The following is a 15110-nucleotide window of genomic DNA, read 5'->3' as shown; positions in this document are numbered from 1 at the left end:
ACCGCGACCTTCCCGACTGGACCCCGGCCTGCGCCGGGGAGGCAGTTCTGTTCCAAATAGGGCGAATCAGAATCTAAGCCCTCGGCCGCTACAGCTCGCCGAGGCCGAGCAGGATCAGCAGCTTGGCGTCCATTCCGATCCCCGCCGCGCGCCGCCGGCGGACGAAAGCGGCGACCTCGCCGCGCGCGACGCGGTGGACGGTGATGCCGTCCTCCGCCTCGCCGACCATGGTCAGGCCGGTCGCACGCACCGCGGTGAACCGTTCGGAGGTCATGCCCGGCGACGAGTAGAACTCGCCCAGCTCCTCCACGGTGTCGGCGCGGTAGCCGGTCTCCTCCTCCAGCTCGCGCCGGGCGGCGTCGGCCACCGTCTCGTCCTCGCCCTCGTCGCCGACCAGCCCGGCGGGCAGTTCCAGGCAGACGCGGCCGGCGGGGATGCGGTGCTGCTCGACCAGCAGCACGTCCTCGCCGTCGAGCGCGACGATCACCGCCGCGTCGATGTCGCCCCGGCGGACGGCATATTCCCAGCTGCCGTCCTTGACGACGGAGAGGAACCGGCCCTCCCAGACGGTCTCGGCACTCACAGCTCGATCAGCCGGTCGGGAAGTTCGTTCACGTCGTTCTCCGTTCTGGGGAAATGCTCGGCCAGCACCGCGCCGATCCTCGCCACCGCCGCGGCCATGCCGGCGCCGGGGCGGCGGGCGCGCAGCTCGGGGATCATCGCCGCCATCGCCTCGCCCCAAACGTCCGCGGAGACGCGGCCGTGGATCGCGGCGTCGGCGATGATCTCGGCCCGGCGCTCCTCCATCGACAGGTAGAGCAGCACGCCGGTGCGGCCAGCGGTGCGGTGCTCGGCGGCGGCGGCGAACAGGGCGAGCGCCCGCGCGCGCACCCGCCGCGCCTTGGTGGCGCGAGGCGTCAGAGCCAGCCGCCATGGGCGATAGGACAGCGCCGCCCGGACGAGGATGAAGGCGACGCCCTGCATCACCAGCATCGACGTCAGCAGCGCGGCCGTCGACGGCGCGATCTTTCCGTCATCGAAGGCGACGTGGACGAGGGCGGGGGAGAAGGCGAGCAGCGCCGGCACCAGCAGCATCGCCAGGATCGTCCAGTGCAGGGCGGCGTCGTGATACGCGTCCGACGAGCGCGATACGATCGTCACGATCTCGCCGTTCGTCCCTCGTTCCGCGGCGGCGACCGCGGCGGTGACGAGCGTGTGATCCTCGGCCGTCAGGCGCATCACCAATCCCCCGACGCGCCGCCGCCACCGAAGTCGCCGCCACCCCCGCCGGAGAAGCCGCCGTCGGTCCAGCCGCCCGCGCTGCCGCCGCCGGAACCGCCCGATCCGCCGGCCCAGCCGCCGCCACCACCGCGCCCACGGCCGATCTCGTTGGCGATGCTCCACAGCACGATCGGCAGGGCCGGATCGACACCGCCGCCGCGGAAACGCCGGCCGCCTCGCCGCCCGCCGCGCCGTCCGAACGCCATCGCGACGAACACGCCGCCCATGACGACCGCCCAGAAGATCAGCGCCGTGGCATCGCCATCGTCGCCCGACGGGGTGCGACGATGCTCGCGGTCGAACGTGGCGGCCGCGGCGTCGGTGCGGGCCTGCATCTCGTCCGGCGCGGCGCGAAGCTGCGCGATCACTGCGTCGGCACCCGCGGTCAGCGCGCCCGGCAGGTCGCCGGCGCGGAGTGGGGGCATCATCCGTTCGCGGATCATCACGCTCGACCACGCGTCGGTCAGCACCGGCTCCAGCCCGCGCCCGACCTCCAGCCGTGGGCCGCGCTGCCCGGCGGGATTGTTCGGCGCGACGAACAGGATCGCGCCATTGTCGACGTCGCCCAGACCGACGCCCCAGGCCCGACCCAGCCGATAGCCATATTCCTCGAGCGGGTAGCCCTGCGTGTCGCGGATCGTCGCCACGACCAGCTGACGCTTGGTGTCGCGCTGCAGCGCTTCCAGCTTGGCGGTGAGCGCCGCCTCCACTTGAGGAGGCAGCACGTCGGCGTCGTCGACGACGAGGCCGGTGAACGGGGGAAAGGTCTGCGCCTGCACCCCCACCGCGGCGAACAGGAGCAGCAGCAGGCAGGCGAGGCGGCCGATCACCTCAGCCCGCGTTGCCGAAGTTCACCGTCGGCGCGGTCTCCGCACCGGGCGTCGCCTGGAACGGGACGAGCGGCTTGGCGCCGTAGAAGATGCGTGCACCGACCGCGTCGGGGAAGGTGCGGATACGCGTGTTGTACGCCTGCACCGCCTGGTTGTAATCGTTGCGCGCGACCGAGATACGGTTCTCCGTACCCTCAAGCTGGCTCATCAGCGTGGTGTAGTTGCCCTGGCTGCGCAGCTCCGGATAGGCTTCCTGCAACCGCTGGAGCGACAGGCCGAGCGCACCCTGCGTACGCTCGAACTGCTGGACCTTGGCGGGATCGGACAGGTCGTCACCGGACACGCGCACGGTGTTGGCGGCGGCGCGCGCCTGCGTCACCTGGACCAGCACGTCCTTCTCCTGCGCGCCCGCGGCCTTCACGGTGGCGACGAGATTGGGGATCAGGTCGGCGCGGCGCTGATACTGGTTCTGGACGTCGGCCCAGCGCGCCTTGGCATTCTCCTCGGCGGTCGGGACGCTGTTGATCCCGCACGCGGCGAGTGGGACGGTGAGGGCGAGCGTGACGGCGATACGGCGCGACATGGATGCTCCTGGATGATCTGTCCTACTCATATAGGACACGTCTCCGGCTTGGCGAAACCCCCATCCGCGCCTAGCATCACGGTTTCCAACGAGGGGAGCGGCGATGCTCAAGGAATTTCGCGCCTTTATCATGCGCGGCAACGTGCTCGACCTGGCGGTGGCGGTCATCATCGGCGCCGCGTTCAGCAAGATCGTCACCTCGCTGACCGACGACATCATCATGCCGGTGATCGGCAGGATCTTCGGCGGGCTGGATTTCTCCAGCTATTTCGTGGTGCTGGGCGAAGTGCCCGCGGGCTTGCGCGGGTCGACCGACTATGCCGCGTTGAAGAAGGCGGGGGTGCCGCTGCTCGGCTACGGCGAGTTCATCACCCAGGTGGTCAATTTCGTGATCGTCGCGTTCATCATCTTCACCATGGTGCGGAGCGTCAACAAGCTCGCGGCGCTGGCCGAGCGCGAGGCGGCCAGGCTGCGCCACCAGCAGGCGGCCGAGGAAGCCGCCGCGCCGCCGCCGCCCGAGCCGGTCGAGATCGCGTTGCTGCGGGAGATCAGGAACGAGTTGAAGGCGAGGCCCGCGGCGTAAGCCGGCGGAAGTTCACGATTGCTTGACTCGATTGACCCCTGGAACGAAACATTCCGGGGCGATCGTTTTCGATTGCAGCACTGACAAAGAGCGTGAGCAGCAATGCTCGACGCCTTTATCCCACAACGCCGGCTTGTAGGACAGCGATTCGGGTCGATCGGTCAGGCGACGGCGAGTTCCTCCGCCGTGGCGTCGGCTAGGCTCGTCCCGTCCAAGATGCGCGCGGTCTCGTCGCGCACGCGCATCATCGCGTGGCGGATCGCGCAGTCGGCCTCGCTCACGCAATCTTCGCACCGGCGATAGGCGGTGCGACTGACGCAGGGAACGAGCGCGAGCGGCCCCTCGATCACGCGGATCACGTCGCCGAGCGAGACGAGGTGGGTCGGCTTCGCCAGCCGGTAGCCGCCGTGTTTGCCCCGGTGGCTGTGGAGTAGGCCGGCGTCGCGCAGGTCGGCGAGGATCAGTTCCAAGAACTTGCGCGGCACGTTCGCCTCCGCCGCGATCCGCGTCATCGGCACGGGCGCGCCGCCGACCGGCGCCTTGGCGAGGAGCAGCATCGCGCGCATCGCGTAGCGGGACCGCTGGGTAAGCATGCCCCTCCTATGCCGCCGCAATGTGGCAAGCGAAAGGCGTTTGCGCTCCGCCCCGCCGCCACCTATATCGGCAATGTCGGGTTTTACCCGGCTATGGCGATAAACTGCGGCGTACAATAGGCGCAGCGGACCCGGGGGCAGTACCCGGCGGCTCCACCATAAGGTGGTGTTTCTGGACACCGTTTCTGACGGGGCCGAACTAGGATCGACGTGTGTTGAAAAGCGCTGTTTTCGCTCGGAATGGGACCACCGCAACGGCCCATTACACAAGTGCCAACGATAACGAAGCACTCGCGATTGCGGCGTAACTGAGGGCCTCACGGCCTAAGGTTACTCCAAAATAGCGCGGTCGGACCCCACCGGGCAACAGAAGGGGATTCCAGCGGTACGGGGAGCACCGGGCAACAGAAGCTCCCCACCATCCAAAATCGATTTGCCATCGTAGGCCGCTTTCTAAAGCGATTTCCCACGTGCAAAATCGATCTGCCATCAATCATTCGCTCCGCATCGCCGTTTGGACCACGCCTTCCATCAGGGCGATTTCAGCATCTGAAAGCTCTTGGAACCGATCTCGCTTCGCTTGTGACAGGCGACCGCCGTTCTGGAATATCAGGCGGACGAGCAGGCTGGCGCGACGATCGGGCATGTCGACGATTCGGCGTACGCCGTCGAAGGCTCGATCGAATGCGGCCAGGAAGCCCAGTTCCTCGCCCAGATCGGTCCGAACCGTATCGACCACGCGATCGTACAGATATTCCGCGAACAATGTGGCATCGAAGAACCGATAGAAGTGCGCTGTCGGAGGCGTTACCGAAATCGTCCGTTCGGACGTCCACCGCCAATCGATCGCTTCGAGCAGAGGTTGCGAGAAGCTTTCGAGTACCTCGTCGTATCGGCGTTGGTCGCGGACAATGGCGGCGGACACCGGCAAGATCAGGCTGTCGGGGCTGAAGCCCAAACGGCTCAGCACGTTATGGATCAGGAAGCGGTGGATGCGTCCGTTGCCGTCCTCGAACGGGTGGATGAAGACGAACGCGAATGCCGTGATCGCGGCCGCGATCACCGGCTCCACCCCACCCGCTAGCAGTCGATGCGCCATTCGCATCCAGCCGTTCATCAAATCCCCGACGTCGTCCGGCCGCGGGCAGATGAAATGAACTTCTTCCCGAAAATCTATCGTCGTCTCACCGACGAAGTTCTGGAAGTCTCGCCAGCCGGTGGCCGCGTAGCGCGGGTCGACGATCGCATTCTGGAGTCGGATAAGCGCATCGCGACCGGGGGAAAAGGTTGCGGCCGACCGTAGCGCGGAGACGAAACGCTCCGTCTTGTCGGGGCTCGGGTTCTCTCCCTCGATCGCGAACGACGATCGCGTCTCCTTGGTAAAGAGGTAGCGGACAGCACGCGCGAGAATGGCGGGATCGTAGCGCTCGATGATCGTCCGAGCCTCGGCATCGATATGGGTGCCGATCTGCGCTTCGAGCCGATCGGTTCGACGCACCATGGGACACATGCCGCTGTCGCCCAGCAGATTGTCGATCACGCGCTGACGGGGAACATTGCGGCGCGGGGCGACGAAATGGCGGCGGGGATCGAGTGCCTGGACGTAATTGCTGGTGGGTGCATCGGGCAAATCCAGCCGTTTCCCGGTGAAATGCTCGTAGAAGAACCAGGCGCGACGCGCGTAGCTGCCGGTCGGTTCGGCACGGACCCATGTCGCCAGCACATCGGGAGAGCGTTCGAGCGCGTCGACCAGGGTGCCCAGATCGATCGGTTCGTAGCGAAGGGCGAAACGCAGGTTCGCCACGATGTCGTCGCCGGTCGCATATCGCAGCGGGTAGAGTTCAACCGTTCGGGCGCCAGTCACCTCGATGCGGCGCGCGCCCTGCACTACGTAGCTTTCGGTATAGGGGCGTGGACCGGCGAGCGAGAAATGCTCGCGCAGCCACATATGGCCGATGGGCGTACGTGTGGAAAATGCCTCGGCCATGGCGAAACGATTACCGAAGTGGCAAATCGATTTCCAGCGGCGGCTTCGGTGGCAAATCGATTATGTGACAAGGGGGCCGGCATTGCTGCCGAGCCCCCGATCGTGGCCGAGATGGCCGGAGATCAGTCGCGATCACCGGTCAGGAATGCCGGTGCGAACTCGGGCGCGTTGCCGCCGTCGTTGCCGCCGTCACCGTCGCGGCGGGGGCGCTCGCCGCCCTCACCGCGCGGGCCCCGGTCGCCGCGGTCGCGGCGCGGGCCGCCCTCGCGACGGGGGCCGCGTCCCTCGTCCCGGCTGCCGCCCCGGTCGCCGCCGTCGCGGCGGGGGCCGCGATCGGGACGGTCACCGCGCGGCTCGCGGGCGGGGCGGGTGTCCTCCAGCTCGGCGCCGGTCTCCTGGTCGACGACGCGCATCGACAGGCGGACCTTGCCGCGCGGGTCGATCTCCAGGACCTTGACCTTCACGGCCTGGCCCTCCGACAGGACGTCGGAGACCTTCTCGACGCGCTCGTTCTTGATCTCCGAGACGTGGACGAGACCGTCCTTGCCGCCCATGAAGTTTACGAAGGCGCCGAAATCGACCAGGTTGACGACCTTGCCGTCGTAGATCTTGCCGACCTCGGCCTCCTCGACCAGGCCCTTGATCCACGCCACCGCCGCGTCGATCTGCGCCGGATCGGACGACGACACCTTGATGACGCCCTCGTCGTCGATGTCGACCTTGGCGCCGGTCTGCGCGACGATCTCGCGGATCACCTTGCCGCCGGTGCCGATCACTTCGCGGATCTTGGACTTGTCGATCGAGAAGGTCTCGATACGCGGCGCGTGCGCCGACAGCTCGGTGCGGGTCTCGCCCAGCGCCTTGGCCATCTCGCCCAGGATGTGCGCGCGGCCTTCCTTCGCCTGCGCCAGCGCGACCTTCATGATCTCCTCGGTGATGCCGGCGATCTTGATGTCCATCTGGAGGCTCGTGATGCCCTCGCTGGTGCCGGCCACCTTGAAGTCCATGTCGCCGAGGTGATCCTCGTCGCCCAGGATGTCGGACAGGACCGCATAGTCCTTGCCCTCCAGGATCAGGCCCATGGCGATGCCGGACACGGGGCGCTTCAGCGGCACGCCCGCGTCCATCATCGACAGCGAGCCGCCGCAGACCGTCGCCATCGACGACGAGCCGTTCGACTCGGTGATGTCGGACAGGACGCGGATCGTGTAGGGAAACTCCTCCTTCGACGGCAGCACCGGGTGCAGCGCGCGCCACGCCAGCTTGCCGTGGCCGACCTCGCGACGACCCGGCGCGCCGAAGCGGCCGACTTCACCGACCGAATAGGGCGGGAAGTTGTAGTGGAGCATGAAATGCTCGTAGTTGAGCCCGGTCAGCCCGTCGATCATCTGCTCCGCATCGCGGGTACCCAGCGTGGTGGTGCAGATCGACTGCGTCTCGCCGCGGGTGAACAGCGCCGAGCCGTGCGCGCGCGGCAGGAAGTGGACCATCGCCTCGATCGGGCGGATCTGCTTCGTGTTGCGGCCGTCGATACGGATGCCGTCCTTGAGGATGGCGCCGCGGACGATATCGGCCTCCAGCTTCTTCACCAGCTTCAGCGACGCGAGATACTCGGCCGGGTTCTCGTGCTTGATCCCCTCCATCTCGGTGCGGGCCTTGGCGCGCGCCTCGTTGATGGCGGTCTGGCGCTGCTGCTTGTCGCGAAGCTTGTAGGCGGCGGCGAGATCGTCGCCGATGATGCCCTTGAGCTTGGCCTTCACGGCCTTGGCATCGACGCCGGCCTTCAGCTCCCACGGCTCCTTGGCCGCCTGCTCGGCCAGGTCGATGATCGCGTCGATGACCTGCTGCGACGCCTTGTGCGCGAACATGACGGCGCCGAGCATCGTCTCCTCGGACAGCTCCTTGGCCTCCGACTCGACCATCATCACCGCGTCGTGCGTGGCGGCGACGACCAGATCGAGGTCGCCCGCCTTCACCTGCTCGTTGGTCGGATTGAGGACGAACTCACCGTCGACGTAGCCGACGCGCGCGGCGCCGATCGGGCCCATGAAGGGCACGCCGGAGATGGTGAGCGCGGCGGAGGCGGCGACCATCGCGAGGATATCGGGCTCGTTCTCGCCGTCATAGGAGAGGACCTGGCAGATCACGTTGATCTCGTTCAGGAACTCTTCCGGAAAGAGCGGGCGGATCGGGCGGTCGATCAGGCGGCTGGTCAGCGTCTCCTTCTCGGTCGCACCGCGCTCGCGCTTGAAGAAGCCGCCGGGGATGCGGCCGGCGGCCGAATATTTCTCCTGGTAGTGGACGGTGAGGGGGAAGAAATCCTGCCCCTCCTTCACCGACTTGGCGGCGGTCACCGCACACAGCACCACCGTCTCGCCCAGCGTGGCGAGCACCGCGCCATCGGCCTGGCGAGCGACGCGGCCCGTCTCCAGCGTCAGCGTCTTGCCACCCCACTCGGTGGTCACGGTCTTGGTATCGAACATTGTCATTCCTTCACCTCCACGCCGGATGCGAGGAGGACCTATGGTGCGGACTTAGCCGGTCCGCGGCGGTGTGGGGCGAGTTGTCGCCCCGTAGCCTTCCCCGCCGGATTGCGGAGACGGCACATGCGAGAAGGGCGACCCCGCGGGGCCGCCCTTGCCGTTACTTGCGAAGGCCGAGCTTCGCGATCAGATCGAGATAACGCTGGCCGTCCGACTTGCGGAGATAGTCGAGCAGCGAGCGCCGCTTGTTGACCATCATCAGCAGGCCGCGACGCGAGTGGTTGTCCTTCTTGTGACCCTTGAAATGCTCGGTCAGGTTGCGGATGCGCTCGGTCAGGATCGCGACCTGCACTTCCGGAGAACCGGTGTCGCCTTCCTGGCGGGCGTGTTCGCGGACGAGTTCGGTCTTGCGCTCGGCAGTGATCGTCATGATTCTTCCTTCGACATCGGGAGGTTGAAGCCCCGGACCACGCGGACTTCTCCGCCGAGCACGTCGACCAGCGCCACGGGCGTGTCGTCGAGCATCGCGAAGGCCGCCCCGTCGGGGCTGGCGATCCCGGCCAGAACGCGCCCCTGGCGGAGCGCCCCTGCCTGGTCGGGGTCGAGGATCAGAGCCGGGATGTCGTCCAGCCCCGCCCTCAGTGGCAGGAGTGCCTGTTCAAGGGCGCGCGCCTGCCCGAGTTCGGCCAGTTTGTCCAGCGATATCGCCCGCGTCAGGTCGAACGGACCGGCTTTCACACGGCGCAGCATCGTGACGTGACCGACCGTGCCGAGCGCGGCGGCGATGTCACGCGCGAGGCTGCGAATATAGGTGCCCTTTGACACGTGAGCGACGAGGGTGGTTTCTTCTAGATCCTCCCCGGCACGGGGAGGGGGACCGCTCGCGTCAGCAAGGGGTGGAGGGGCAGCCACGAGCGGCGCGCCTGGAACTACCCCTCCACCATCGGCTCGCGCCGATGGTTCCCCTCCCCGTTCCGGGGAGGTACGGAGCGAGTGGATCGTCACTTTCCGCGTCGCCAGCACCACCTCCTCGCCGGCGCGGGCGAGGTCGTAGGCGCGCTGGCCGTCCACCTTCAGCGCGGAATAGGCGGGGGGAAGCTGATCGATGGGGCCGGTGAACTGGGAAAGGACCGCCTCCAGCGCGGCCCCTGTCGGGCGCACGTCGCTGGTCGCGATCACCGACCCTTCGGCGTCAAGCGTCGCGGTCGTCTCGCCGAAGCGGATCGTGAAGGCGTACACCTTGTCGCCGTCGAGCAGCCGCCCGGCGAGCTTCGTCGCCTCGCCCACCGCGATCGGCAGCACGCCGGTCGCGAGCGGGTCGAGCGTGCCGCCGTGGCCGACCTTGGCCTTGCCGTAGCCGCCTTGGCGCAGCGCCCGCTTCACGGCGGACACCCCTTGCGTCGAGCCGAGGCCGAGCGGTTTGTCGAGGATGATCCAGCCGTGCATCAGGCGAGTGCTTCGCGGTGGTGGCGACGGCAGAGCGCGACGTAGCGGTCGTTGCCGCCGATCTCGGTCTGGCGGCCCTCGGCGATGGCGCGACCTTGCGAATCGACGCGCAGGTTCATCGTCGCCTTGCGCCCGCACTGGCAGACCGACTTGATCTCGATCAGCGCGTCGGCGAGCGCGAGCAGGCGCGCCGAGCCGGGGAAGAGTTCTCCCTGGAAATCGGTGCGCAGGCCGTAGGCGAGGACAGGGATGCCGTGATCGTCGGCGATCGCGGCGAGCTGATCCACCTGTCCGGGCGTGAGGAACTGCGCCTCGTCGACCAGCACGCAACTCAATGTCTCCCGCGCCTGTCTGTCGAGCGTGCAGGCTGCCAGGTCGGTACTCGCATCGAACGCGGTCGCGGGGGCGGACAGGCCGATGCGCGAGGCGATCGTGCCGTGCTCGAACCGATCGTCGATCGCGGCGGTGAACAACATCGTCGCCATGCCGCGCTCGCGATAGTTGAAGTCGGCCTGGAGCAGGTTGGTCGACTTCCCGGCGTTCATGGATGCGTAGTAGAAATAGAGCTTGGCCATCAGGAAAGAGTCTCGATCGGCACCGGAGCCTTGTATCCAGCGTCACGGACGAGTCGCTTGTCGAACGTCAGGAAGCCATCGAACTTGCTGGAGGCGACCAGGTGAATCATGTCCGCCCAGTCGGCACCTTCGCGAAAACGGTCGATGGCCCATCCGACGAGGTCGGTGCGGGCAATCTCCAGCCCGTCGAGCGCCATCAGCGTTTCGAGCGTATCCGCGAGCAGCGCGCGCGGCATCTGATAGCGGCTGGCGAGAACCCAACCGACTTCGAGCATGACCGTCGTGGGCACCACGAGCCGCTTCTCGGCCATGATCCGCCGGGCGGCGTCCACTTGTCGGTCGTCATCGTCCAACACCAACCGCAGCACGATGTTGGTATCGGCCCCGATCATCCGCCGTTCTGTTCACGCCATCGGACGAGCCCGGCGAAATCGACCGTCATGTCCTCCACCGCGACGGGCGGCCCCTCGTATTTGGGCACGCGCCGGCGAAATTCCTCGTAGCTGATCCGCTCGCGCGGGGGTTGCGGGGCTTGCAGGACGATGCGGTTGCCGAGCCGTTCCAGGCTCAGCCGTCCGCCGGGCTTTAGGCCGAGCGCGTCGCGGACGTCCTTGGGGATGACGATCTGCCCCTTGGACGACATGGTGATTTCGATGCCCATGGCGGTAAGATGCGTCTTACTTCACGCCTCGTCAAGGTCGCGGGCGACCTCCGGCTTGCGGAGAAGGCTGTCGATATGGCTGCCCTCGTCGAAGCTCTCGTCCGCCAGGAACTTGAGCTTGGCGGCGTATTTGTTCTGCACGCGGTGCGCGACCTCGCGCTGGAGGTAGGCGGTATTCTGGCGCAACGCCTTCAGCACCGCCGCCTCATCCCGGCCGAGCAGCGGCTTCACGAACACGGTGGCATGGCGCAGATCGGGAGACATGCGTACTTCGGTAATGGAGACCATGTGCCTGGCCAGCGTCTCGTCGTGCACGTCGCCGCGCTGGAGAATTTCCGAGAGGACATGGCGGACCTGCTCGCCGACGCGCAGCGTGCGGACGGATTTTTCCTGTGGTTCTTTGTTCATGACGCCGCCTCAGCTGCGTCACCCCAGCGGAGGCTGGGGTCTCGTGCCCGGGAGCGACGGTGAGGTCACTCCCGGGAGGGAGATGCCAGCCTGCGCTGGCATGACGGGTTGTTACAGGGTCCGCTCGCGCAGTTCGACCTCGAAGGTTTCGAGATAGTCGCCCGCCTTGATGTCGGTGAAGTTCTGCGTGAACGTCACGCCGCACTCCAGACCGGCGCGGACCTCGGGCACGTCGTCCTTGAACCGGCGGAGCGAGGCGATCTCGCCCTGGTAGATGATGACGTCGTTGCGCGTGATGCGCGCCTTGAGCGACTTGCGGATGACGCCCTCGGTGACGAGCAGACCGGCGGCGCGACCCGTCTTGCCGGCCGAGAAGACCTCGCGGATCTCGGCGCGGCCGACCACCGTCTCGAACGCCTCAGGGCCGAGCTCGCCTGCCATGCCGGCGCGGATCTCGTCGGTCAGGTCGTAGATGACGTCGTAATATTTGAACGCCACCTTCTGCCGATCGGCGATCTCGCGCGCCTTGGCGTTGGGCCGCACGTTGAAGCCGATGATCGGCGCGCCGGAAGCCCCGGCGAGCGTCACGTCGGATTCGGTGATGCCGCCGACGCCCGAGTGCAGGATGCGCGCGCGGATCAGGTCGGTCGAGATCTTGTTGATCGACGCGACGATCGCCTCGACGGTCCCTTGCGTATCCGCCTTCACGACCAGCGGATATTCCTTGGCCTGGTTCGAGCGCAGCGCGGAGAACATCGTCTCCAGGCTGGCCGGGGCCGAGGTGGTGCGCTTCTGCGTCAGCACGCCCTGGCGGTACTCGGCGACCTCGCGTGCACGCGCCTCGCTCTCGACCACCTGGAGCGGATCGCCTGCCTGCGGAACGCCCGACAGGCCCAGCACCTCGACCGGCATCGACGGACCGGCTTCCTTCAACTGGCGACCCTTGTCGTCGACCAGCGCGCGGACCTTGCCGCTCTCCGCGCCGACGACGAAGATGTCACCGACCTTGAGCGTGCCACGATTGACGAGCACCGTGGCGACGGGCCCGCGACCCTTGTCGAGCTTCGCCTCGATCACCGTGCACTCGGCCGAGCGATCGGGATTGGCGCGCAGTTCGAGCAGTTCGGCCTGGAGCTGGATCTTCTCGATCAGCGTGTCGAGGCCGGTCTTCTTGAGCGCGGACACCTCGACGTCCTGCGTCTCGCCGCCCATCTCCTCGACGATCACCTCATGCTCGAGCAGGCGCTCGCGGACGCGCTGGGCGTTCGCCTCGTGCTTGTCCATCTTGTTGATGGCCACGATCATCGGCACGCCGGCCGCTTTGGTGTGGTTGATGGCCTCGATCGTCTGCGGCATCAGCCCGTCGTCCGCCGCCACCGTCAGCACGACGATGTCGGTGATGTCGGCGCCGCGCGCGCGCATCTGGGTGAACGCCTCGTGGCCGGGCGTGTCGAGGAAGGTGACCTTCGACTTGTCCTTCAGCGTCACCTGATAGGCACCGATGTGCTGGGTAATGCCGCCGGCCTCGCCGCGCACCACGTCGGTGCCGCGCAGCGCGTCGAGCAGCGAGGTCTTGCCGTGGTCGACATGGCCCATGATCGTCACCACCGGCGGGCGCGGCTTCAGCGATTCGACCGCGTCCTCGGTGGTGTCGAGCGCCAGGTCGATGTCGCTGTCGGACACGCGGACAATGTTGTGGCCGAACTCGGTCACCAGCAGCTCGGCCGTGTCCTGGTCGATCGTCTGCGTCATGGTGACGGGCATGCCCATCTTGAACAGCGTCTTGACCAAGTCGGCGCCCTTCTCCGCCATGCGGTTGGCGAGCTCCTGCACGGTGATCGCGTCGGGCACCTGCACGTCGCGGACCTGCTTGGCCTGCGCCTCGCGCGGGCCGCCGAAGCCGCGCTTTTCCTTCTCGCGGGCACGCTTCAGCGCCGCAAGGCTGCGCGAGCGGGCACCGTCGTCGAGCGCGCGGTTGACCGTCAGCTTGCCGCCGCGACGCTCGTCACCCTTGCGGTCGCGCTGCTGCGGACGGCTGGGCGGCGCGTTGCGCGGCGTGGCCGAGCCGGAGGTGAAGCTGCGCGGCGCGGACGAGGCGCCGCCGGCGGCGGCAGGCGTCGGTGCGGCCGCCGCGGGGGCGGGCGCCGGCGCGGGCTTGGGCTGCGGCTTCGGGATCTCGGGCCGGGCGACCGGCGAGAAGCGGCGCGGCGCCGGCATCGACGGATCGCGGGCGAGTTCCACCGTAGGCGCCGGCGCCGCCGGCGGTGCGGCGCGCACGGGGGCGGGCGTCGGCGTCGGCGCAGGGGCCGGCGCGGCGGCGACCGGTGCGGGTGTCGGTTCCGGGGCGGGTACCTCGGCGACCGGCTCGGGCGCGGCGGGGATCTCGGGGCGCGCGACGGGGCGGAAGCCGCGACCGGCGGGCGTCGCCACGGTGATCGTGGGAGCAGGCGTCGGCTCGGGTGCCGCCTCGACCGGCGGCGGCGCAGGCTCGGGCTCCGGGGCGGGCGGCGGCGCGGCGGCGATCCGCGCGCGCTCGGCAGCGCGGGCACGCTCCTCCTCGGCGGCACGGGCGCGGTCGGCCTCCTCGCGACGACGCGCATCTTCCAGCGCGTGCATGCGCTGGTCCTCGGCCTCGCGCAGCATGCGGGCCTGGCGCTCCTGCGGGGTCTCGTTCGACGGCGCGGGGCGCGGGGCGGGAGCAGCCGGAGCGGGCGCCGCCGGTGCGGGCACGGGCGCCGGGGCGGCGGGCGCCTCGGCAGCGGGCGCGGGATCGCCCGGGCGACGGAACGTCCGCGCCTTCTTGGTCTCGACGATCACCGTGTTCGAGCGGCCATGGCTGAAGCTCTGCTTCACCTGCCCCGTCTCGACCGTGCGGCGCAGGCCCAATGGCGCGCGCGTGCCCAGCTTCGGCTTGTCGTTGTCGGTGTCGCTCACTCAAATTCCTCGTGCGTCGTCACGGCCTCGGGCTCCCCGCCGGAACGGGGCGCCGATGCGCCTTGCGAGGCCGTGTCGCAAGGTGCGGGAGAAGATTCTGGTCCGATGAAGTGCAGCCACCGGTCGAGCGCATCGCTCACCCGCTTGGCCGCAGCGCGGTCGGTCAGCGCGATGTGTACCACATTCTCGCGGCCCAGCGCCAACGACAATATGGGGCGGTCCACCGGCAGTGCCAAGCCCTTGAGGTCGCTGCCCTCGCGATCCGATCCGACGCGCCAGGCCTGGGCGAGCTTGCGGCAGCCGTCGTCGCTGGCGTCGGCGGCGTGATAGAGCGCGGCGACCTGGCCGGAACGTGCGGCGGTGACGATCTTGTCGGTGCCGGTCAGCAGCGTGCCGGAGCGCGCCTCCAGCCCGAGCCGGTCGAGCGCGTTACGCTCCAGCGCGGCGGCGATCAGCGCGCCCAAATCGGGGGAGAGGGTGAACTCGCCCGTCTTGAACGCGCGGGCGAGCGCGCCCCGGAGCTTGCCCTTGGCGAGCGCCTGTTCGAGCTCGGCACGGGTGACGCCGATCCACGCGCCGCGGCCGGGGGCCTTGGCGCGCACGTCGGGCAGGACCTGGCCGTCGGGGGCGAGCGCGAGGCGGACGAGATGGTCGCGTGCGGCGCGCTCGCGGGTGAGGATGCAGGAGCGGGCGGGGTCAGTCATGGGACCCTCCTGCGTCACGTCCGCGGACGGATGGACCCCGGG

Annotated in this window: 16 protein-coding genes and 1 other RNA gene; 2 read left to right on the top strand and 15 right to left on the bottom strand. The window is 68.3% G+C overall.

What is annotated here, in order from left to right; genetic code table 11:
- Window positions 1-88 precede the first annotated feature (88 nt).
- The 4 genes from BM145_RS13660 to BM145_RS13645 are packed head-to-tail and all read right to left on the bottom strand — an operon-like array spanning window position 89 to window position 2694.
- Window positions 89-583, bottom strand: coding sequence for an NUDIX hydrolase (locus tag BM145_RS13660; RefSeq protein WP_093334219.1), 495 nt, complete (start codon window positions 581-583; stop codon window positions 89-91).
- A complete protein-coding gene (locus BM145_RS13655; protein WP_093334218.1) occupies window positions 580-1239 on the bottom strand; it encodes a TPM domain-containing protein in 660 nt (219 codons plus the stop codon). The genes BM145_RS13660 and BM145_RS13655 overlap by 4 nt, the downstream gene beginning before the upstream one ends.
- Window positions 1239-2111: a TPM domain-containing protein gene (locus BM145_RS13650; protein WP_093334217.1), complete on the bottom strand. Its 873-nt coding sequence runs from the start codon at window positions 2109-2111 to the stop codon at window positions 1239-1241. The genes BM145_RS13655 and BM145_RS13650 overlap by 1 nt, the downstream gene beginning before the upstream one ends.
- A 1-nt stretch (window position 2112) precedes the next feature.
- Window positions 2113-2694 carry a LemA family protein gene (locus BM145_RS13645; RefSeq protein WP_093334216.1) on the bottom strand — a complete coding sequence of 194 codons (582 nt, stop codon included), beginning with the start codon at window positions 2692-2694 and terminating at the stop codon, window positions 2113-2115.
- A 103-nt stretch (window positions 2695-2797) separates the two neighbouring features.
- Here BM145_RS13645 and mscL point away from each other — a divergent pair, with 103 nt between their 5' ends.
- Entirely contained in the window at window positions 2798-3277 is a 480-nt protein-coding gene (gene mscL, locus BM145_RS13640; RefSeq protein WP_093334215.1) for a large conductance mechanosensitive channel protein MscL, read from the top strand.
- A gap of 161 nt (window positions 3278-3438) precedes the next feature.
- Here the strand turns inward: mscL and BM145_RS13635 are convergent, their stop codons facing one another.
- Window positions 3439-3870, bottom strand: coding sequence for an RrF2 family transcriptional regulator (locus BM145_RS13635; RefSeq protein ID WP_093334214.1), 432 nt, complete (start codon window positions 3868-3870; stop codon window positions 3439-3441).
- Between the two features lie 36 nt (window positions 3871-3906).
- Here BM145_RS13635 and ssrA point away from each other — a divergent pair.
- Window positions 3907-4251, top strand: a transfer-messenger RNA (tmRNA) gene (ssrA, locus tag BM145_RS13630).
- A 112-nt stretch (window positions 4252-4363) separates the two neighbouring features.
- On the opposite strand, the gene BM145_RS13625 is transcribed toward ssrA, so the two are convergent.
- From BM145_RS13625 to BM145_RS13580, 10 genes are all read right to left on the bottom strand, one after another.
- Window positions 4364-5857, bottom strand: coding sequence for a Fic family protein (locus tag BM145_RS13625; RefSeq protein ID WP_093334213.1), 1494 nt, complete (start codon window positions 5855-5857; stop codon window positions 4364-4366).
- Between the two features lie 122 nt (window positions 5858-5979).
- On the bottom strand, window positions 5980-8340 hold the full coding sequence (gene pnp, locus BM145_RS13620; protein WP_093334212.1) for a polyribonucleotide nucleotidyltransferase: 2361 nt from the start codon (window positions 8338-8340) through the stop codon (window positions 5980-5982).
- A gap of 160 nt (window positions 8341-8500) precedes the next feature.
- Window positions 8501-8770: a 30S ribosomal protein S15 gene (rpsO, locus tag BM145_RS13615; protein WP_093334211.1), complete on the bottom strand. Its 270-nt coding sequence runs from the start codon at window positions 8768-8770 to the stop codon at window positions 8501-8503.
- Window positions 8767-9786, bottom strand: a complete 1020-nt coding sequence (gene truB / locus BM145_RS13610) for a tRNA pseudouridine(55) synthase TruB (RefSeq protein WP_093334210.1) — start codon at window positions 9784-9786, stop codon at window positions 8767-8769. Before truB ends, rpsO begins: the two co-directional genes overlap by 4 nt.
- Entirely contained in the window at window positions 9786-10361 is a 576-nt protein-coding gene (locus BM145_RS13605; RefSeq protein WP_093334209.1) for a thymidine kinase, read from the bottom strand. Before BM145_RS13605 ends, truB begins: the two co-directional genes overlap by 1 nt.
- Window positions 10361-10753, bottom strand: a complete 393-nt coding sequence (locus BM145_RS13600; protein ID WP_093334208.1) for a type II toxin-antitoxin system VapC family toxin — start codon at window positions 10751-10753, stop codon at window positions 10361-10363. The genes BM145_RS13605 and BM145_RS13600 overlap by 1 nt, the downstream gene beginning before the upstream one ends.
- Window positions 10750-11022 carry an AbrB/MazE/SpoVT family DNA-binding domain-containing protein gene (locus BM145_RS13595; protein ID WP_093334207.1) on the bottom strand — a complete coding sequence of 91 codons (273 nt, stop codon included), beginning with the start codon at window positions 11020-11022 and terminating at the stop codon, window positions 10750-10752. The genes BM145_RS13600 and BM145_RS13595 overlap by 4 nt, the downstream gene beginning before the upstream one ends.
- 21 nt (window positions 11023-11043) lie before the next feature.
- Window positions 11044-11430 (bottom strand): 30S ribosome-binding factor RbfA, encoded by a 387-nt coding sequence (gene rbfA / locus BM145_RS13590; protein WP_093334206.1) that lies wholly within the window; start codon window positions 11428-11430, stop codon window positions 11044-11046.
- Between the two features lie 111 nt (window positions 11431-11541).
- Entirely contained in the window at window positions 11542-14364 is a 2823-nt protein-coding gene (gene infB / locus BM145_RS13585; RefSeq protein ID WP_093334205.1) for a translation initiation factor IF-2, read from the bottom strand.
- On the bottom strand, window positions 14361-15068 hold the full coding sequence (locus BM145_RS13580) for a DUF448 domain-containing protein (protein ID WP_093334204.1): 708 nt from the start codon (window positions 15066-15068) through the stop codon (window positions 14361-14363). The genes infB and BM145_RS13580 overlap by 4 nt, the downstream gene beginning before the upstream one ends.
- Window positions 15069-15110 lie beyond the last annotated feature (42 nt).

This window comes from Sphingomonas rubra (genome assembly GCF_900115745.1).
Taxonomy (GTDB): domain Bacteria; phylum Pseudomonadota; class Alphaproteobacteria; order Sphingomonadales; family Sphingomonadaceae; genus Sphingomonas; species Sphingomonas rubra.
The sequence above is the reverse complement of the archived record's forward strand: the minus strand, read 5'-3'. Positions and strand labels throughout refer to the sequence as shown.

What these genes read in the sequence shown, in the direction of transcription:
- rbfA (WP_093334206.1), bottom strand. Translation starts at nt 11,430, where the DNA reads ATGAACAAAGAACCACAGGAAAAATCCGTCCGCACGCTGCGCGTCGGC.
- truB (WP_093334210.1), bottom strand. Translation starts at nt 9,786, where the DNA reads ATGCACGGCTGGATCATCCTCGACAAACCGCTCGGCCTCGGCTCGACG.
- BM145_RS13635 (WP_093334214.1), bottom strand. Translation starts at nt 3,870, where the DNA reads ATGCTTACCCAGCGGTCCCGCTACGCGATGCGCGCGATGCTGCTCCTC.
- BM145_RS13645 (WP_093334216.1), bottom strand. Translation starts at nt 2,694, where the DNA reads ATGTCGCGCCGTATCGCCGTCACGCTCGCCCTCACCGTCCCACTCGCC.
- mscL (WP_093334215.1), top strand. Translation starts at nt 2,798, where the DNA reads ATGCTCAAGGAATTTCGCGCCTTTATCATGCGCGGCAACGTGCTCGAC.
- BM145_RS13580 (WP_093334204.1), bottom strand. Translation starts at nt 15,068, where the DNA reads ATGACTGACCCCGCCCGCTCCTGCATCCTCACCCGCGAGCGCGCCGCA.
- pnp (WP_093334212.1), bottom strand. Translation starts at nt 8,340, where the DNA reads ATGTTCGATACCAAGACCGTGACCACCGAGTGGGGTGGCAAGACGCTG.
- BM145_RS13605 (WP_093334209.1), bottom strand. Translation starts at nt 10,361, where the DNA reads ATGGCCAAGCTCTATTTCTACTACGCATCCATGAACGCCGGGAAGTCG.
- BM145_RS13600 (WP_093334208.1), bottom strand. Translation starts at nt 10,753, where the DNA reads ATGATCGGGGCCGATACCAACATCGTGCTGCGGTTGGTGTTGGACGAT.
- BM145_RS13625 (WP_093334213.1), bottom strand. Translation starts at nt 5,857, where the DNA reads ATGGCCGAGGCATTTTCCACACGTACGCCCATCGGCCATATGTGGCTG.
- rpsO (WP_093334211.1), bottom strand. Translation starts at nt 8,770, where the DNA reads ATGACGATCACTGCCGAGCGCAAGACCGAACTCGTCCGCGAACACGCC.
- BM145_RS13655 (WP_093334218.1), bottom strand. Translation starts at nt 1,239, where the DNA reads ATGCGCCTGACGGCCGAGGATCACACGCTCGTCACCGCCGCGGTCGCC.
- BM145_RS13595 (WP_093334207.1), bottom strand. Translation starts at nt 11,022, where the DNA reads ATGGGCATCGAAATCACCATGTCGTCCAAGGGGCAGATCGTCATCCCC.